Raw genomic sequence first — 19,397 nt, forward strand, 5'->3', positions numbered from 1 at the left:
AACTGCACCCCAAAAGTTGAATACCAAACTTTAGGAGTGCAATTCAGAATAGCTGTAGCGCAGGTGATTTTTATTTATAAAGGTTTATGACAAGAATTTCATTATGTCTTCGTCCACAGTACTGATACCACCGATACCGAATTGCTCAATCAATACATTCTTTACATTCGGTGACAGGAAGGCGGGGAGAGTAGGGCCTAAGTGGATATTCTTCACACCTAATGCCAATAGAGCTAACAATACGATAACCGCTTTCTGCTCGTACCAGGCAATATTGTAAACAATAGGCAGTTTATTGACGTCGTCCAAACCGAAGATTTCTTTCAGTTTCAGTGCGATAACCGCCAATGAATAACTGTCGTTACATTGTCCTGCATCCAGTACGCGGGGAATCCCGTTAATATCACCCAAAGCTAATTTATTGTACCGGTATTTAGCACAACCGGCAGTCAGGATAACGGTATCCTTCGGTAGCTTCTGCGCAAATTCCGTATAATACTCACGGCTTTTCATACGTCCGTCGCATCCTGCCATGACAAAGAACTTGCGGATAGCTCCACTCTTGACAGCATCCACTACTTTATCAGCCAGCGCTGTCACCTGTGCATGGGCGAATCCACCGATAAGTGTTCCGTTCTCGATAGCTACGGGTGGCTGGCATTGCTTGGCATGGGCAATCAGTGCGGAGAAGTCTTTCGGCTTTCCGTCTTTCCGTTCAGGGATATAATGTGCGCCTTCCAGTCCGCAGGCTCCTGTGATATAAATACGGTCTTTGTAAGTAGCATTCGCACGCGGAGGAACGATACAGTTACTGGTAAACAAGACAGGGCCGTTGAAACTTTCAAATTCTTCTTTCTGCTTCCACCAGGCATTTCCATAGTTTCCTGCCAGGTGTTTGTATTTCTTCAATTGCGGATAGTAATGTGCGGGAAGCATTTCGCTGTGGGTATATACATCTACTCCTGTACCTTCGGTTTGTTCCAACAGTTCTTCGAGGTCTTTCAGGTCGTGTCCGCTGATAAGAATACCCGGATTGTTGCGGACGCCGATATTTACTTCGGTGATTTCGGGATTTCCGTAACTGCTTGTATTCGCTTTGTCCAGTAGTGCCATAGCGGATACGCCATGTTTCCCTGTTTCCAAAGTCAGTTGTACCAACTCTTCTACGGTAATATCATTACGGGTTAATTCAGCCAATGCGTGTTGCATAAAGGCAAAGATTTCCGGTGACTGGTAACCCAGGTTGTTGGCATGCTCTACATAAGCCGCCATTCCTTTCAGTCCGTAGTGTACCAGTTCTTTCAGCGAACGGATATCTTCGTTCGGGGTACGAAGTACGCCTACCGTCTTGGATTTCTCTTCAAATTCATCTTCATTGCCATCCCAAAGACATTCGTCGGGAGCATTTTCAATCGTTACCTTACTGCCGAGTTCTTTTTTCAGTTTCAGTCCTTCTTTGATTTTCCGGGTGATGGCATCCTTGTCAAAGTTGGCGTTGGTAATGGTGATAAACAGGGCATCGTAGATAAATTTGTCTGCGGCTTCAGAAGGATGTCCCTCTTTGCGCAGGTGCTCGTTGTAGACAGCAATTCCCCGTACTACAAAGAGTAACAAGTCTTGCAGATTAGCCACTTCGGATGTTTTACCGCATACTCCTTTCAGGGTACAACCTGTACCCATTGCAGTCTCTTGACATTGATAACAGAACATACTCATAACTTTTACGTTTTAATTAGTCTTATAGTTTATTAAACGCAAAAGTAGAGGAAAGGTTGAACGTAATTCTGTAACCAATGTTACAAGAGTGAATATTTTTTCATTAATTCTCCGGATTTTCTATTAATTACCCGAATTTCATTATTGAATGAGTCGGATAAGCGATTCTTTTTGGAGAATCGTGATATGCTTCCGGTCGGCTATCAGTAAACCATCTTCCTGCATATGAGCCAGTTCGCGTGCCAAAGAAGGGCGGGAAACTCCAAAATAATCACTCAATTCCTGTTGCGAACGGTCGAGAGTGATATGTAATTGTTGCTGCTGTTTATGCAGCCGGAGCAGATAAGAAGCCAGTTTCTGCCGAATCGTTTTGAAGGACATAAAGAACAGCTTATCCGATAACGTCCGTGCATAATTGGCGGAAAGATTCATATAGTTTTCCAAAAACTGCTCGTTCTTACGAAACAGCGTCAAGACGCTCGATTTGGGAAGTTCGATAACTTCCGTCGGTTCGTTGGCAGTCACTTCTACCGGAAAGCGATTCTCTTCTCCAAAGAGGAACAAGGGAGCAAGAGCCCTTGGCGCAGCTATATCTTCCACTTTGATAAGACGTCCCGAATAGTCAATCATTTCTCCACGCACACTGCCTTTTGTCAGAATCACAAGACGGTTGCACACATCTCCCTGGCGGGCAAGAATTTCCCCTTTCTTATAAGAGCGGGTATGGAAGTTGATAGCTTCCAAATCAGCGGAAAGCCTTTCAGGAGTAATACCGCGAAATAACGGATTATTGATGAGTGTAGGTATCATAATGAGTGTTGGTTATTTGAATTTTAAAATAAACTTGGTTTCCTTATCCGGCAGTAGCGTAAGGCTTCCGCCCGAAAGGCGCATAATCTGACGGGAGATACTTAATCCGATTCCGCTACCCCCTTCCTTGGTGGTAAAGAAAGGAATGAATATATGCTCCGCTATCTCTAACGGGATTTCAGGGCCGTTGTTTTTTATTTCAATCAGTATTTCTTCCGCGTCATTGCAATAAGCCTGAATCTCAATTCTTCCATCCGGTTGGCTACCGATAGCTTGAATGGCATTCTTCAGGAGATTGATAACCACTTGCGAAACCAAATTCTCATCTGCATATAGAATTAAGTCCGCAGGAGAAATCTCCGTATGGAAGAGGATATTATCACACGGATTCTGATGGCGAGCCAGTTCGACCATTCTTTCTATAAATGCCTTTACATAGAATAAAGAAGGTTCGGGAGCCGGTATGCGTGTGAATTGCCGGTAAGATTCTACAAAGGAGAGCAACCCTTTTCCCGTAGCACTGATAGTCTGCAATCCGTGACTGATTTCTTCGTCCTTGCCCTCCGACATGGAAAGAAGCGTGTCGCAAAGGGAAGTGATGGGAGTGACCGAATTCATAATCTCATGCGTAAGTACACGCGTCAGGCGAATCCATGAATCTATTTCCTTTTCGTCAAGTTCGGTATTAATGTCATTCAGAGCCAGGATGCGCAGATGTTCTTTGCGCACATTGATTTCAGATACGCGTATAGACAGGTTGACCGTTCCCCGTTCATTATGGAAAGTTACTTGCAGCTTATCTCCGGGACGGCAATTTTCCATCTTGTTCATCAATTCAGTATCTACTTTGCTTAACTGGCGAACGTGCGTGAATATATTCAATCCTATAAGCCGCAGAGCTTCTTTGTTCTTCTGATAGACTGCCCCGTTGTCATTAAGCACCAACAATCCGGTGCTGACAAAGTCCAAAATCAGTTCGTAGTATTTTTCCTGTTGTGCCGTTTCCGACTTTACATTATATAAGATATGTCCCACCCGGTTGAGTGCTACATTAATTTGCCTGCTCTCTGTTGTTCCGTCCTCTTCGGGAAAACGAAAAGCAGTGTCATTATTCTCCAAAGCATCAATCATGAAAAGTACTTGCTTGATATGATGGCGGTATAGCCGCACTTGCCATATGACGCTTAGGATTAGCAAAATGGCGCAGATGCCGAATCCTATATATTCCTTCTGAAAGCCAAACCAGGCAGTCAGCAAACAAGCGCAGATAGTCAGTACTATTCTGAACCAATATCGGTAACTAAGTTGCCGGAAAAACTTTCTCATAATCCGAACTTTTTCATCTTGTTATAAAGAGTCTGCCTCGTTATTCCCAGTTGGCAGGCAACTGCCGATAGATTTCCTGCACAGGCGTCCAGGGCTTTCCGTATCATCTGTATCTCCATCTCTTCCAGTGTAGAAATACTTTTCTCCTGAATCCCTGCCGTACGTGGAACGGATAATTGAAACAGCTCGGCAGGAATCAACGGGCTGTCATTGATGATGATAGCCTTTTCAATCACGTGTTCCAGTTCGCGGATATTTCCATACCAGGGGTGCGCTGTCAGTTTCTCTTTTGCTTCGGGCGTAAATTCCATCACAGCCTTGTCATATTGCTTGTAGAACCGTACGATAAACCTTTCCGCAAGTGGAATAATATCCTCTTTCCGTTCCCGCAAAGGCGGTATTTCCACATGAATGGTATTGATTCGATACAGCAAATCTTCCCGGAATTCTTCTTTCCCCACCATCTCTTGCAGATTCCGGTTCGTTGCGCATATCAGCCGGATATCAATGGGAATGGGAGTGTTGCTTCCTACACGCACAATGCTTCGGCGTTGAATGACAGTCAGTAGTTTGGCTTGCAGATGATAAGGCAGGTTTCCTATTTCATCCAAAAACAAGGTGCTTTTATCGGCAGATTCGAACTTACCTGCACGGTCGGTATGCGCATCCGTAAAAGACCCTTTCACGTGTCCGAAAAGCTCGCTCTCGAATAAAGATTCCGTGATAGTTCCCATATCAACAGCAATCATTTCCTGATGTTTCCGATGGGAGAGAGAATGAATCTCCCGTGCCAGCATCTCCTTTCCCGTTCCGTTTTCACCGGTTATCAGGATATTGGCATCGGTAGCGGCCACCTTTTCAATCAGCGTGTGGAGTTGGCGCATCACTTTGCTTTCTCCCCAGTACATAGCCGGGTGAATCGGTTCTTCTTTAGTGTTCGATTTCTTTTCTTGAGATGTAGATGTAGATGTAGATGAGGATGCGGCTTGCAGGGTTGCCACTAGCTTTTGGTTATCCCAGGGCTTCACGATAAAGTCGTTAGCCCCTTCCTTTATCCCCCGGATAGCCAGTTCAATATCCGCATAAGCCGTAAAAAGTACGACCGGCAGCCCCGGACGTACTTTCTTTATTTCTTGCAACCAAAACAATCCCTCATTACCGGTATTAATGCCCGATGTAAAATTCATATCCAGCAATATTACTTCAGGCATCTCTTCCCGAATGACGCTTGTCAGCGTGACGGGCGAGGAGAGTGTAACGACTTTTGAGAAATAACTTTTTAAAAGGATTTGTACTGCAGTCAGCACCCCTTTATTATCGTCTACAATGATGATTGTTCCTGATTTACCCATTCTTGTGTAAGTTTGTAATGCGCAAACTTACGAAAAAAGTAGTTGATAATTCAATATTTGGATTTCAAAATTAAATTTACAGCCATTGGAACTTCAATCCGAAGGACAGGCTCAGATAATCACGCGGACGGAGATAACTGTTATTGACAGCACTAATCAGATACAGGTCGCACGTACTTATTTCATAGAAGAACGTCACCGATTTGGCCAGAAATCTGTGTTTCGGGTCAATATCATAAGTCAGCCGTTGCCCCATAAAGACATGGAAACGCACTTTACTTGAAAAACCATAGTAACCTTTCGGATATCGCTCAGGTTCATTTACCCAAAATTGATTTCCGAATACTGTATTCACATAAAGACCACAAGCAAGTGGCTCCGCAGAGAAGCCTTTCCCTATATTAAGGCTCCAGGGCATATAATTCTGCTTGAGCGTCAAGGTTGCCTTCGCCTTCTTTGACGAATACTTCGGGATAAATCCGAGCAAAACATCTGTTTCCCATTGATTCCGCTTACCATAATCCCAGCCTGTACCGAAAGAAAGCAATCCCATATTTCCGGCATATTGTATCTTGGAATGAGTCGGGATAATTCGTTCCCAGTTTCTGCGCAAACGATGCACCCGTTTATCATAACGGGTATGCTTGACGGGCTTGGGCGTGGCAGGCAATACTGAATCCGCCTTGATAATGGTAAAGACCGAATCCCCAGCATGAAAAGCAATAATCGAATCTTCCTTAATAACAAAATGGAGTGATTCCATTTTAAATGTATTAATGAGAGTATCCGTCTCGCAAGTGGCCGAAACCAGTAAGGGGAAGGAGAGGAGTACCGACAGCACTCCTGCCCGTAAGATATATTTAGTATTTAACCAGTTCATATTCGTATTTTTCCGGAGTTATGGTAAATACCAGGTAACTGCGATAATCCATGCAGTCACTGGTGATATAATGTATTCCATCATCAAATATTACATCATCCTGATAATGGTGGGTATGTGCAGCCGTGCAGAATTGTATTCCCGGATATTGAGTGACATAACGATGGAATACTTTTGCCACGTTATCATTGAATACATCCGTATAAGGACGCGCATGCATACTAATCACTGTCTTTTCAAACTCATCGCTTCTGCTCGTCATCTCCTGCTCCATAAAGGTGAAATCGGGAACAGGCTCCGAATAATCATATTCCAGCGCATTGGTATTCAGGCAAACAAACTTCACATTCCCTGCAATAAAAGAGAAATTCGTAGCCCCGAACACCGCTTTGTATGTTTCCGCTCCCGTACCCAAACAGTCATGGTTTCCGATAATAGCCACATAAGGTACGTTTAGCCCGTTCATGATATCACGTTGCCAAAGAAACTCTTTCGTCACTCCGAAGTCACTCATATCCCCGCCATGAATGACGAAATCAATATCATTCCGTTTATTAATCGCTTTCACGAAATCTTCCGTTTCGTCATACCAACGTTGTGAATCGCCCATGGTTACGAAGCGCAGTGTAGTCTTCCCTTTGCAATTCGCTTCTATCTTTTCGATATTGTGTGCATTGACATTAGTTTCGCCACTGATGCGGACATCGTACGGATGATAATCTATCATACCACATCCGGAGAGGAACAGACACGACAAGAGTACATATAAATTCTTTCTCATCATAATTAAATATTATAGTTTAGAAAACTTTGTGCAAAGATAGAGTTTTCTATTTGGATGGACAACGGCTAAAATGCAAATGTGGACTGATTGAACAATAAATGTGTGAAATTGAACAGTTCGCTGTTGTCTAATAATTAGACGATGCTGTCTAATTATTAGACAGTATTTGCAAGACTCTAAAAGGTAAACGGTTGATAATGAGCTGCTATTTTTTTTTGGCACGCTTTCTGCATTAATAAATAAAGAAAAAACAGAAAAACATTGAATAACTTTATAGTATTCTATTGTTCACCCGTGTTAACAGTCTTAAAAGCGAATAATTAAAAGCATAAAATAAAAAGAATATGATTGAAGTAAACAATATAAGTAGAGTCGGCTATGTTAAATTCTTCATATAAACCAATATGAGACAATTCTACTATAGCATAAAAACATTGACTAACGAGTGGAAGACGAACATTATCAAAATCATTTCGTTAACGTTGGGAATATTTGTCGGTGTTCTGCTGTTTGCGTGTGTTGCCTTTCAGTTGAACTACTACAACTTTTGCCATGAACCGGAGCAACTGTATGTCACGCATATGAATAATAGTTCCAACGTTTATGGTCCTCTTTCTGCTGCCATACAAGAGAACTTTCCAGCGGAAGTGGAAGAAGCTACCATTCTGAGAGATATGGGCGTCAATGTATTCTATAATGGAGATGTTCGTTTGACTGAAGCTATGATATATGCTGATGAGCATTTATTCTCTACATTGGGATTGAGAATATTAGTTGGCTCGGTAAAAGAATTGAATCGTCCGGATGCTTTGTTCATCTCCCGTTCATTAGCAGAAAAAATCAAGGAAGACAGTACTTTGGAAGAAATAAGAGGAAAAGTGTTATCTATTAATAGAGAAACTCCTATGACTATACAAGGTGTCTTTGAGGATATGGGAGAAAATACTGATATTGATTTTGATGTAATAGCTCCAATGAATAAGTTGTGGAATGATAATCGTGCAGGTTGGGGATATGATGCAAGTTATATTTCAATTATCCGTTTTCGCAATCCTAGTAAAGATGTCAAGACAGTAGAGGCACGATTAACTGATATGCTTAAAAAATATATGCCTGATTCTACAACGAAAGGAAAAACATATATTTTCTCTTTTCTTCCATTACAAGATTTTCATACGCAAAATCCGACGGTACGGATTATGATACTTATTATGTCCGTCTTGGGTATTTCTATTTTGTTGATAGCAGCCTTTGATTATGTGCTTATAGCTGTCTCCTCATTGGCTCGTCGGGCTAAATCTATTGGAGTACACAAATGTTGTGGTGCCACAGATAATGGCATTTTTTGGATGTTTTTGACAGAAACGGCTATTATTTTATTCTTTTCTGTATTACTCACTGTGTTGCTTATGTTTCAATTTCGGGAGTTTGTAGAAGAAGTGGCAGGCGTGCATTTAAGTTCTCTGTTTGCTTGGCAGACACTTTGGGTGCCGTTAGTTGTCTTGTTGGTGATGTATGTACTGGCAGGAGCTATTCCCGCAGGAGTATTTGCATCTGTTCCTGTGACGCAGGTTTTTCACCGTTATGCTGAGCGCAAAACATCTTGGAAACGTCCATTGCTTTTCATTCAGTTTACAGGAATGATTTTTATTCTAGGCTTTTTGGCAGTTGTATTTAGCCAGTATCGTATGGCGATGAATAAAGACTTGGGTTATAATCCCGAAAGAGTTGTTATGTGTTGGTATAAAATAGGAGATAAGCAGCAAAATGCAAAAAGTTTTTTTTCAAACTTGCCTATGGTGGAAGCTTATGGAGCAGGAACACAGCCTATTTGGAAAGGTTGGAGTGGCGACTCGTTTAAGGTAGAAGAAGGACATACTATCATAGGTCGGATAGAAAGTATAGGTTCTGATTTCATACCTATGATGGGAATACAAATAGTGCGTGGCAAGAATATTACATCCGGTGAAGAAGTTCTGGTGAATGAAGAATTTGTTCGTCAAGCCCGGTGGACAGACGACCCTATTGGTAAACAATTATTTATATGGGGTAGAAGAGTGACAGTGGTTGGAGTTATGAAAGATTTTTCGGTTCAAAGTATTTATTATCCACAGTCTCCTGTGTTGTTGAAAGGTAGTAATTCTACTCCTTCATTTCATTATCTACGTTTAAAAGAACCCTTTGACGATAATTTGCAAAGACTAAATGAATTGATGTCAGAGGCTTTTCCTACCAATGATGTCGTATTTTATTCATTGACTAAAAAACTGGATAGTCAGTATGCGGATGTTACCCGTTTCCGAAATGCTGTGCTTTTGGCATCCATTTCTATTTTTCTCATTGCTTTGATGGGACTACTGGGGTATGTTGAAGACGAAATTCGTTTCTGTAGAAAGGAGATAGCTATCCGAAAGGTAAATGGTGCCGATACGTTTGATATTCTAAGGCTATTTTCGGCAAATATATTATGGACAGCTATTCCGGCCGCTTTTTTCGGTACAGTACTGGCTTGGCTGGTAGGAGTGAAGTGGTTGCAACAATTTAGTGAGACCATTCAGCTAAGTGTTTGGTTGTTTGCCGGAGTTGCTGTGTTTGCCTTATTAGTTATACTTCTTTGTGTTATACTAAAATCCTGGCACATAGCGAATGAAAACCCTGTAAACAGTATTAAAAGCGAATAATTAAAAACATAAAATAAAAAGATTATGATTGAAATAAACAACATTAGTAAAGTATTCCGTACTTCCGAAGTGGAGACAGTAGCTTTGAATCACGTAAGCCTTGACGTAAAAGAAGGAGAGTTTGTAGCCATTATGGGCCCTTCCGGCTGTGGTAAATCCACCTTGCTGAATATCCTCGGACTACTGGACAATCCCACCGAAGGCTCTTACCGACTGGTAGGCGAAGAAGTAGCCGGACTGAAAGAGAAGGAACGTACCCATGTGCGCAAAGGCAAATTAGGCTTCGTATTCCAAAGTTTCAACCTGATAGACGAACTGAACGTCTACGAAAACGTGGAACTTCCTTTGACCTACTTGGGCATTAAATCTTCCGAACGCCGCCGCATGGTAGAAGACATTCTGAAAAGAATGAATATCAGCCACCGCGCCAAGCACTTCCCCCAACAACTTTCCGGTGGTCAGCAACAACGTGTAGCCATTGCCCGTGCCGTAGTGACCAACCCGAAACTGATTCTTGCCGATGAGCCGACAGGTAACCTCGACTCAAAGAACGGCGCGGAAGTAATGAATCTTCTGACAGAACTGAATAAAGAAGGAACCACCATCATCATGGTGACACACTCACAACACGACGCCAGCTTTGCACACCGCACAATACATTTGTTCGATGGTAGTATTGTAGCAAGTGTAACAGCATAAAAAATACGAAACAGTATGAGACAAATCTACTATAGTATACGCACATTACTACGTGAGCGCAGCTCGAATATCATAAGAATCATCTCTCTTTCACTGGGGCTGACCATTGGTATTCTGCTCTTCTCTCAAATTGCTTTTGAACTAAATTACGAACAATGCTATCCTGAATCGGAACGCCTGGCGATTGTGCGTGGTCAGATAACCAATCTTACTTCCGGTGAAACGATGGGAGATGATGGTTCTAACTACGACTATACGGTTTCTGACCCGGTAGCAGCTACCCTGGCACAAGATATGCCGGAAGAGATTGAGTCCGCCAGTTGCGTTCTTTCCGGTGGACAATATAAGATGTACTACGAAAACAAACTAATACAAGACACTCATTATATATATGCCGATACCTGTTTCTTTCAGACTTTCGGCATCCCGGTATTGAAAGGCAATCCGAAGGACATGATTATGCCGGGCTGTGTTTTTGTTTCAGAGAGCTTTGCCCGTAAAATCTTCGGAGATGAAGAACCGGTAGGAAAAATCCTTTCGGCAGATAAACAGAATGACTTTACCATCCGCGGCGTCTATAAGGACGTACCGGAGAATACGATGTTGACTCATGACTTTGTTGTTTCCATCCATCGTGACGGGGGATACTATGCTGGAGCCGGTTGGAATGGTAATGATGTCTTTTATGCTTTTCTTCGCCTGCACCATGCTTCGGACATTGATAAGGTAAATAGTAAAATCCAGCGGGTAATCGAGAAATACACCTCTTCACAAATAGACGACTGGAAAGAAGATTATAGTATCATTCCTTTGGTGAAATATCATTTGGAATCTTCCGAAGTACAGAAACGCCTGTTCATTTATGGTTTCCTGGGTTTCGCCATTTTCTTCGTGGCTATTATGAACTATATGTTAATCTCCATCGCCAACCTGAGCCGTCGAGCCAAAAGCGTAGGAGTGCACAAATGCAATGGAGCCAGTTCTGCTAATATCTTTGGAATGTTTATGGCGGAAACCGGACTTTTGGTCATCTTATCCGTACTTGTCAGCTTTCTACTGATAATCAACACACGCGGTATTATTGAAGACCTGCTTTCCGTCCGTCTATCGTCTCTGTTCACTTGGGGAACACTGTGGATACCGTCACTCACCATTGTTATACTGTTCCTTTTGGCAGGCGGCATGCCGGGACGATTATTCTCACGCATACCTGTCACACAAGTATTCCGCCGTTACACGGATGGCAAAACGGGTTGGAAACGTTCTCTGCTATTTATACAGTTCTCCGGTGTCTCCTTTGTCCTCGGGCTATTATTAGTCACCCTATTGCAATACAATCATCTAATGAACCGCGATATGGGAATCAATATACCGGGACTTGTTCAAGCTGAAACCTGGCTGCCTAAGGAAACCGTGATACACGTCACGGACGAACTACGCCGCCAACCTATGGTGGAAGGAGTAGGAGTTGCCACAAACAGCGTACTCGGTCAGTATTGGACATGTGGACTGATGAGTAACGATGGAAAACGAATCTCTGTACTCAACTTCAATAATTGTAGTTATAACTATCCCGAAGTAATGGGAATGAAAATTATCGAAGGAACTACCCTTAAGAAACAAAATGATTTACTGGTGAATGAAGAACTGGTTCGCTTGATGAAATGGACGGATGGAGCAGTAGGCAAGAAGGTGAATAATATTTCGGGAACCATTGTCGGCGTCTTCCGTGATGTACGCAATTATAGTTTCTATGCCAATCAGGCACCTATTGTCCTGATAGGAGACGAGAATGCCAATCACGCATTTGATGTCCGTCTGAAAGAACCCTATAAAGAGAATCTGAAACGCTTGAACGAATATGCCGAAAGCACCTTCCCCAATGTGGCTTTGCGCTTCATTTCTATGGACAGTATGATAGAGAGTATGTATAAAGATGTATACCGTTTCCGTAATTCTGTTTGGATTACCTCCAGTTTCATTCTGCTGATTGTAATAATGGGACTGATTGGCTATGTGAATGATGAAACCCAGCGTCGAAGCAAAGAGATAGCCATCCGAAAAGTGAATGGAGCTGAGGCTTCTCATGTCTTGCGCCTGTTGATACGTGACATCCTGTATGTCGCCGCATCTTCCATACTGATTGGTATAGTTACTGCCTACTTTGTAGGAAAAGCCTGGCTCGAACAGTTTGCCGAACAAATAGATATGAATCCACTGCTTTTCGTAGGCACAGCATTCCTTGTTCTTTTGTTGATTGTGGTCTGTGTTGTATTGAGAGCTTGGAATATAGCTAATGAAAACCCAGTGAACAGTATCAAGGCGGAATAAAAACAAATAATAGAAATAAGAAAAGAAAAAGGAGAAGAAATAGAGAAAGGCTGTCTTATTAGACAGCCTCTATTGTATGTTGTTTCGACACCTTCTTAATATAAATCATCAGACTGACAACCGCCGTAATAAACGCCAATGCATCCGATACCGGCATACTAATCCAAATCCCTTTTAATCCTAATCCCCACCAATTAGGGAAAAGCAACAGGCAAGGCAACAAATAAAGTAACTGCCTTGTCAGCGAAAGGAAAATACTGATTTTCGCCTTACCGATACTTTGGAAGAAGTTACCGATAACAATCTGTGCCCCTACGAATGGGAACATCAACACCGTCAAGCGCAGCCCTTCTACGGCAAGTCCGATTAGTTCATCATTATCCGTAAAGAGCGCGGACACCGCATGCGGGAAAAGCTCACAAATCAGGAAACCGCTGCTCGTGATAACCACTCCCGAGATAATCCCCAGTTTCAACGTCTGCTTCACCCGGTCTATCTTCTGTGCCCCGAAGTTATAACCGACAATCGGCTGCATACCCATCGTCAATCCCAATACAATCATGACATAAAGCGTCAGCAACCGGTTGATGATACCATATGCGCCGATAGCCATATCGCCCCCGTATTCCTGCAAACTGTTATTGATAATAATGACAATAGCACACGCGCAAACATTCATAAGAAACGGCGACATACCGATGGCGAAAATACTCTCCACGATTCTCCGCTTCATCTTCCATACCTTCCCTTCGAAATGCACCGTGCTGTCTTTCTTCATAAAATGGCTCACTACCCACACCATACCAATCAACTGCGAGATGACCGTTGCCGTAGCAGCTCCGCGCATTCCCCATCCGAAGTGGAAGATAAAGATAGGAGCGAGGATGATATTAGCTACCACCGTCACCATCGAAGTAAGCATCGCCTTCTTCGGATAGCCGGTAGCACGCATCACGTTGTTCAATCCTATCATCGTATAAGTAATAGGAGTCCCCAATAAAATAACCTGCATAAAACTACGTGCATAAGGCAACGTATCAGGACTTGCCCCGAAGAAAGTCAATATATCATCCAAAAAGATAAAAGACAATATCCCGAAGAAGAAAGAATTTGTGATACAGAGCATCAGCGTATGCGACAGAATCTCCGTAGCCCCCTTCATATCCTTTTGCCCCAGGCGGATGGAAGCAAGCGTAGAACCGCCCGCTGACACCAACGTACAGAAAGCCACCACAAGATTCATCAGCGGAAAACTGATAGCCAATCCTGCAATAGCCATCGGACCGACCCCATGCCCGATAAAAATACTATCAATAATATTATAGATAGAAGTAATCGTCATTCCTATAATAGCAGGAATGGAATATTGTAACAGCAGTTTGCCGATACTCTCTTTTCCTAAGATATGTGGGTCGTTCTTGCTCATGCGTCAGTCGATTTGTTGGATAAACCAGTAGAATTGTTGGATAAAAACGTATGTTACGTTTTTTTTAGCTTTGCAAAGGTACGAATAATTTGTCTGATTCGATGATTATTCGGAACTTTGCGCCCGACGATACACAAGGTTTAACGTTTTAGGTAATAAGAAAGTTTGATATGAATACAACAAAGACAATTGCGGCACTGTTCGACTTCGACGGTGTCATTATGGATACAGAGACACAGTACACCGTTTTCTGGAACGAACAAGGACTGAAATATCTGAACGAAGAAGATTTCGGACGCCGAATCAAAGGACAAACCTTGGCGCAAATCTACGAGAAATACTTCTCGACTCTCCCCGAAGCACAGCAGGAAATCACAGCCAAGCTCAACGTCTTCGAGAAACAAATGTCCTACGAATACATCCCCGGTGTAGAAGCCTTTATCGCCGACCTGCGCCGCCACGACGTAAAGATAGCCGTAGTCACCAGCTCCAACGAGGAAAAGATGCAGAACGTCTACAACGCCCATCCCGAATTTAAAGGAATGGTAGACCGTATTCTCACCGGAGAGATGTTTGCCCGTTCCAAACCCGCTCCCGACTGTTTCCTATTGGGAATGGAAATATTCGAATCCACCCCCGACAGCACATACGTCTTTGAAGACTCCTTCCACGGCCTGCAAGCCGGAATGACTTCAGGCGCAACCGTTATCGGACTCGCCACCACCAACTCCCGCGAAGCCATCACCGGAAAAGCCCATTACATCATGGACGACTTTACCGAAATGACCTGTGATAAACTCTTGACGCTGCACCGCTGACCCCGTTCCGCGCTTAAACGTCTCCATACTATCCTCCAACCGCCCGCCAGCTATCCCTAGCGAGCGGTTGAGAGGAATTTTTTGTATTTCCTTCTCTGTTATGAATTAAATGTTATAACTTTGCCCCGATTTTTTTGGCTGGTGTTCAACGACACAGCTCAAAACACATAATAATTAATTTATAATTAAAACTTAAAAGACATGGCTGGTTATATATCAGATGACACAAGAAAGGTGACTACTCATCGCTTGGTTGAAATGAAACAGAGAGGCGAAAAGATTTCTATGCTTACTTCCTATGACTACACGATGGCACAGATTGTAGACGGCGCGGGAATGGATGTTATCCTCGTAGGCGACTCCGCTTCCAATGTAATGGCAGGTAACGTAACCACGCTGCCCATCACGCTCGACCAAATGATTTATCACGCTAAGTCCGTAGTACGTGGTGTAAAACGTGCCATGGTAGTCGTTGATATGCCTTTCGGTTCCTATCAGGGCAACGAAATGGAAGGACTTGCTTCCGCTATCCGCATCATGAAAGAGAGTCACGCCGACGCTTTGAAACTGGAAGGCGGAGAAGAAATCATCGGCACGGTGAAACGCATTGTCAGTGCAGGTATTCCGGTGATGGGACACTTGGGATTGATGCCACAGTCTATCAATAAATACGGAACTTACACTGTACGCGCCAAAGACGACGCCGAAGCGGACAAACTGATTAGCGACGCTCATTTACTCGAAGAAGCAGGCTGTTTCGCTATCGTGCTCGAAAAGATTCCGGCAACCCTTGCCGAACGCGTAGCCAGTGAACTGACTATACCTATTATCGGTATCGGTGCAGGCGGTCATGTAGACGGTCAAGTACTGGTTATCCAGGATATGCTTGGCATGAACAACGGCTTCCGTCCCCGTTTCTTACGTCGTTACGCCGATTTGTACACGGTGATGACCGATGCCATCAGCCGTTACGTATCCGACGTGAAGAATTGCTACTTCCCTAACGAGAAGGAACAATATTAAACCAATTATATGGCAGTTAAATTGTGGACAGTACATTTTATGCGGATATGTGTAGCTAATTTGCTGTTGTTTATATCCTTGTATGTGTTATTTCCGGTACTTTCCGTTGAGATGGCCGACCGTCTCGGAGTGCCGGTCGCACAGACAGGAGTAATCTTTCTCTTTTTCACGCTGGGAATGTTCCTTATCGGCCCTTTCCATGCCTACCTCGTAGATGCATACAAACGTAAGAGTGTGTGTGTATTCTCTTTTGCCCTCCTGGTAGCGGCAACGGTAGGTTATGCTTTTGTGACCAACATCACGGAACTTATCCTGTTGAGCACCGTACAGGGATTAGCATTCGGCATAGCCACCACAGCAGGCATCACCCTGGCAATCGACATCACCAACTCCACACTGCGCAGTGCGGGGAATGTCAGTTTCTCATGGGTGGCACGCCTGGGAATGATACTCGGTATCATCCTCGGAGTATGGCTCTATCAGAGTTACTCCTTCCAAAATCTGCTGTCCGTCTCCGTTATCACCGGAGCAGCGGGAATCCTGGTAGTGTCCGGTGTCTATGTGCCTTTCCGCGCGCCGATTGTCACCAAGCTCTATTCCTTCGACCGCTTCTTGCTGTTGCGGAGTTGGGTTCCTGCCATCAATATGATTCTGATTACGTTCGTGCCGGGACTATTGATTCCGCTCGTTCATCCTTTCCTTAACGACTCTGTGCTCGGAACTACGGGAATCCCCGTACCTTTCTTTGCAGGAGTGGGAGTAGGATACCTCGTATCCCTGTTCCTAGCTCGCCTGTTCTTTATGAAAGAGAAAACGCTCAGAATGGTCATTATAGGAATCGGACTGGAAATGCTCGCTATGTCCCTGTTGAATGTCACTGCATCCGTAGTGGCCCCTTCCATACTCCTGGGACTTGGACTGGGACTTATCATGCCGGAATTTCTGGTCATGTTTGTGAAACTGTCCCATCACTGCCAACGTGGAACGGCAAACACCACCCATCTCCTGGCAAGTGAAATCGGTATCTCTTTAGGAATCGCCGCTACGTGCTACATGGATATGGATACTGACAAGATGCTTCATGTCGGACAGATGGTAGCTTCGATAGCCCTGGTATTCTTCGTTATCGTGACATACCCTTATTATAAGCGTAAGAAAGTAAGATAAATCCTTCCTGAAAGATGGCGTTACTATCCGCATGATATAGTGACGCTATACTATAAAAATAGTGACGCTATCCGTACATGATAGCGTCACTATTTTTTATATGCCTGTATGCTGTTGTTAATTCCTTAATTCCGGCTAACCTGTTTTACTCCCTTCACCGTTCTCAACTTCTTGATAAGCGCTTCCAGTCTTCCCGTATCGCCAACCATAACCGTCAGCGTCCCCGAGAACAAGCCGTCATGCGAATCAATGCCGATAGAACGCAGGGTAATTCCGTTCTCCTTAGATATAATAGAAGTGATATTCGTCACGATACCAATATCATCATGTCCCACAACGCGCAGCGTGATAGGATATTGCGTACCTACCGACTTACCTGCCCAGCGAGCCTTCACAATACGGTAGCCGAAACGTTCACGCATCTGATTCGCGTTCGGGCAGTCTTTCCTGTGAATCTTGATTCCCCCGCTTACCGTCACGAAACCGAATACATCATCACCATAAATAGGATTACAACACTTTGCCAGTTTAAATTCCAGCCCTTTCAGATTCTGGTCAATCACAAGCACGTCCTCTTTTGAAGTCGTCTCTTCCTGCACCACCTGCATATTATATCCCTCGGCGCTACGATACACAATCTCGTCATGCGTATCATTATCCCGCTTCTGCTGCTCGATATATTTGTCCAAAACCTCGTTGACATCCAGTGCTTCATCAGCTATTTTCTGATAAAACTCCGTCACGTTCTTGAACCCTAAACGCTTGATAAGACGCATCATTGTCGCCTCGTCATACTCCAGTTTACGGTTCTTGAACTTCCGTTCCAACGTCTCCTTCGCAAAGTCATGCTGACGTGCCACCATCTCTTTGAGAGCCTGCCGAATCTTCGTGCGGGCTTTGGAAGTCGTCACGATATTCAGCCAGTCCTGTTTAGGTGTCTGTGTATTCGAAGTCATAATCTCCACCTGGTCGCCGCTGTTCAGCTTCTGCTTCAGTTGAACATTCTTTCCGTTCACCCTCGCGCCGATGCACTTGCATCCCAATTTGCTATGGATATGGAAAGCAAAGTCGAGCACCGTAGCTCCCTTTGCCAACTTGAACAAATCCCCTTTGGGCGTGAAAACGAAAACTTCGTCCTCGTAAAGGTCCATTTTGAACTGGTCCATTACCTTCATCGAGTCGTTGTCCGCATTCTCCAACGCTTCCCGTACCGAAGTCAGCCATTCGTCCAGGCCCGTTTCGCCCTTGATACCTTTGTATCTCCAGTGCGCGGCCAGTCCGCGTTCCGCGATTTCGTCCATGCGGCGGGTACGTATCTGCACTTCCACCCATTTCCCTTCCGGGCCCATCACGGTGATGTGCAACGACTCGTAACCATTGCTTTTCGGGATAGACAACCAGTCGCGTAGCCGCTTCGGATTCGGCTGATACATATCCGTTACGATAGAATATACCTGCCAACATTCCTGCTTCTCCTTCGCCGGTTCCGGTTCCGAATCCAGGATAATACGGATAGCAAACAAGTCATAAATCCCTTCAAACGGAGTCTTCTGTTTCTGAATCTTGTTCCATATTGAATGGATGGACTTGGTACGCCCCTTGATGTCGAACTTCAGTCCCGCTGCCGCCACCTTCCTTTGGATAGGCTCGATAAAAGCAGCGATATACTTGTCACGTGACGCCTTCGTCTCGTTCAACTTATCCTTTATATAATAATAGGTATCCCGCTGCGTATATTTCAGCGACAAATCTTCCAATTCCGATTTCAACTTGTAAAGCCCCAACTTATGCGCCAACGGAGCATACAGATAAGCAGCCTCGTTCGCCACCTTGTTGCGGTCTTCCTCCTTGCCCGTATCCTTGATTTTGCGCATCACGTTCACGCGGTCGGCAATCATAATCAGAATCACACGCATATCTTCGGCAAACGAGAGCAGCAGGTTACGGAAATTCTCCGACTCAATCGCCGGACTCTTGGCATATAGCTCATTCGTCTTCACCAATCCCTTGATGATGCTCGCCACATCTTCCCCATATTCCGCATTCACTTCCTCGATGGAGAGTATATGCGATTTCACAATCTCGTGCAGCATGATACCAATCAGGCACGAGCCCTTCATTCCAATTTCCTCGGCCACGATGACCGCCGTTTGTAAATCTCTGATGACGGGATTCATCCCGAAGTTATTGCGTTGCAGCCCGTTACATTGTGCCGCTTTGATTAGATGTTTCTTTAACTTTAGGCAATCCTGCCAGGAAATGCTGTCTCCGGCAGATAGCATCAAATGCCGGTAGAGTGAAAAAAGCTCCTTTTTTTCCTCCGATGTAAAAAAGACGTCCATATTCAATCTTGTTAATTCGATGTAAAAGTACTTTTTTTCTTG

At 44.0% G+C, this 19,397-nt stretch carries 14 protein-coding genes; 6 read left to right on the forward strand and 8 right to left on the reverse strand.

All coding sequences use genetic code 11. The features are described from left to right. Positions 1 to 84 precede the first annotated feature (84 nt). The 6 genes from hcp to HC965_RS08140 all read right to left on the reverse strand — a co-directional run bounded on the left by hcp (position 85) and on the right by HC965_RS08140 (position 6,868). Positions 85 to 1,716: a hydroxylamine reductase gene (gene hcp, locus HC965_RS08115; RefSeq protein ID WP_191031021.1), complete on the reverse strand. Its 1,632-nt coding sequence runs from the start codon at positions 1,714 to 1,716 to the stop codon at positions 85 to 87. Between the two features lie 141 nt (positions 1,717 to 1,857). Next, positions 1,858 to 2,526 (reverse strand): Crp/Fnr family transcriptional regulator, encoded by a 669-nt coding sequence (locus HC965_RS08120; protein WP_191031022.1) that lies wholly within the window; start codon positions 2,524 to 2,526, stop codon positions 1,858 to 1,860. Positions 2,527 to 2,538: 12 nt separating this feature from the next. After that, complete coding sequence (locus HC965_RS08125; protein WP_191031023.1) at positions 2,539 to 3,852, reverse strand: PAS domain-containing sensor histidine kinase; 1,314 nt, start codon at positions 3,850 to 3,852, stop codon at positions 2,539 to 2,541. Beyond that, positions 3,849 to 5,204, reverse strand: coding sequence for a sigma-54 dependent transcriptional regulator (locus HC965_RS08130; RefSeq protein ID WP_191031024.1), 1,356 nt, complete (start codon positions 5,202 to 5,204; stop codon positions 3,849 to 3,851). The genes HC965_RS08125 and HC965_RS08130 overlap by 4 nt, the downstream gene beginning before the upstream one ends. 76 nt (positions 5,205 to 5,280) lie before the next feature. After that, positions 5,281 to 6,084 (reverse strand): hypothetical protein, encoded by an 804-nt coding sequence (locus HC965_RS08135; protein WP_191031025.1) that lies wholly within the window; start codon positions 6,082 to 6,084, stop codon positions 5,281 to 5,283. After that, a complete protein-coding gene (locus HC965_RS08140; protein ID WP_191031026.1) occupies positions 6,065 to 6,868 on the reverse strand; it encodes a metallophosphoesterase in 804 nt (267 codons plus the stop codon). Before HC965_RS08140 ends, HC965_RS08135 begins: the two co-directional genes overlap by 20 nt. Before the next feature lie 404 nt (positions 6,869 to 7,272). On the opposite strand from HC965_RS08140, the gene HC965_RS08145 reads away from it, so the two are divergent. Genes HC965_RS08145 through HC965_RS08155 form a run of 3 tightly spaced genes read left to right on the forward strand, consistent with a single transcriptional unit; the run spans position 7,273 to position 12,579 of the window. After that, positions 7,273 to 9,549, forward strand: coding sequence for an FtsX-like permease family protein (locus HC965_RS08145; protein ID WP_191031027.1), 2,277 nt, complete (start codon positions 7,273 to 7,275; stop codon positions 9,547 to 9,549). Between the two features lie 24 nt (positions 9,550 to 9,573). Next, positions 9,574 to 10,248, forward strand: coding sequence for an ABC transporter ATP-binding protein (locus HC965_RS08150; protein WP_044654743.1), 675 nt, complete (start codon positions 9,574 to 9,576; stop codon positions 10,246 to 10,248). A 15-nt stretch (positions 10,249 to 10,263) separates the two neighbouring features. Then, positions 10,264 to 12,579, forward strand: a complete 2,316-nt coding sequence (locus HC965_RS08155) for an ABC transporter permease (protein ID WP_191031028.1) — start codon at positions 10,264 to 10,266, stop codon at positions 12,577 to 12,579. Between the two features lie 58 nt (positions 12,580 to 12,637). On the opposite strand, the gene HC965_RS08160 is transcribed toward HC965_RS08155, so the two are convergent. Continuing rightward, entirely contained in the window at positions 12,638 to 14,005 is a 1,368-nt protein-coding gene (locus tag HC965_RS08160; protein WP_191031029.1) for an MATE family efflux transporter, read from the reverse strand. 170 nt (positions 14,006 to 14,175) lie between these two features. On the opposite strand from HC965_RS08160, the gene HC965_RS08165 reads away from it, so the two are divergent. The 3 genes from HC965_RS08165 to HC965_RS08175 all read left to right on the forward strand — a co-directional run bounded on the left by HC965_RS08165 (position 14,176) and on the right by HC965_RS08175 (position 17,013). Then, a complete protein-coding gene (locus HC965_RS08165) occupies positions 14,176 to 14,823 on the forward strand; it encodes an HAD family phosphatase (RefSeq protein ID WP_191031030.1) in 648 nt (215 codons plus the stop codon). A gap of 201 nt (positions 14,824 to 15,024) precedes the next feature. Continuing rightward, the gene (gene panB / locus HC965_RS08170; protein WP_191031031.1) at positions 15,025 to 15,846 is read left to right on the forward strand and encodes a 3-methyl-2-oxobutanoate hydroxymethyltransferase; all 822 of its coding nucleotides are present in this window, start codon (positions 15,025 to 15,027) and stop codon (positions 15,844 to 15,846) included. A gap of 9 nt (positions 15,847 to 15,855) precedes the next feature. Next, positions 15,856 to 17,013 carry an MFS transporter gene (locus HC965_RS08175; RefSeq protein WP_191031032.1) on the forward strand — a complete coding sequence of 386 codons (1,158 nt, stop codon included), beginning with the start codon at positions 15,856 to 15,858 and terminating at the stop codon, positions 17,011 to 17,013. A gap of 125 nt (positions 17,014 to 17,138) precedes the next feature. On the opposite strand, the gene HC965_RS08180 is transcribed toward HC965_RS08175, so the two are convergent. Continuing rightward, on the reverse strand, positions 17,139 to 19,355 hold the full coding sequence (locus HC965_RS08180; protein ID WP_191031033.1) for a bifunctional (p)ppGpp synthetase/guanosine-3',5'-bis(diphosphate) 3'-pyrophosphohydrolase: 2,217 nt from the start codon (positions 19,353 to 19,355) through the stop codon (positions 17,139 to 17,141). Between the last annotated feature and the right edge of the window lie 42 nt (positions 19,356 to 19,397).

Source organism: Bacteroides sp. GM023 (genome assembly GCF_014750685.1).
Classification (GTDB): domain Bacteria; phylum Bacteroidota; class Bacteroidia; order Bacteroidales; family Bacteroidaceae; genus Bacteroides.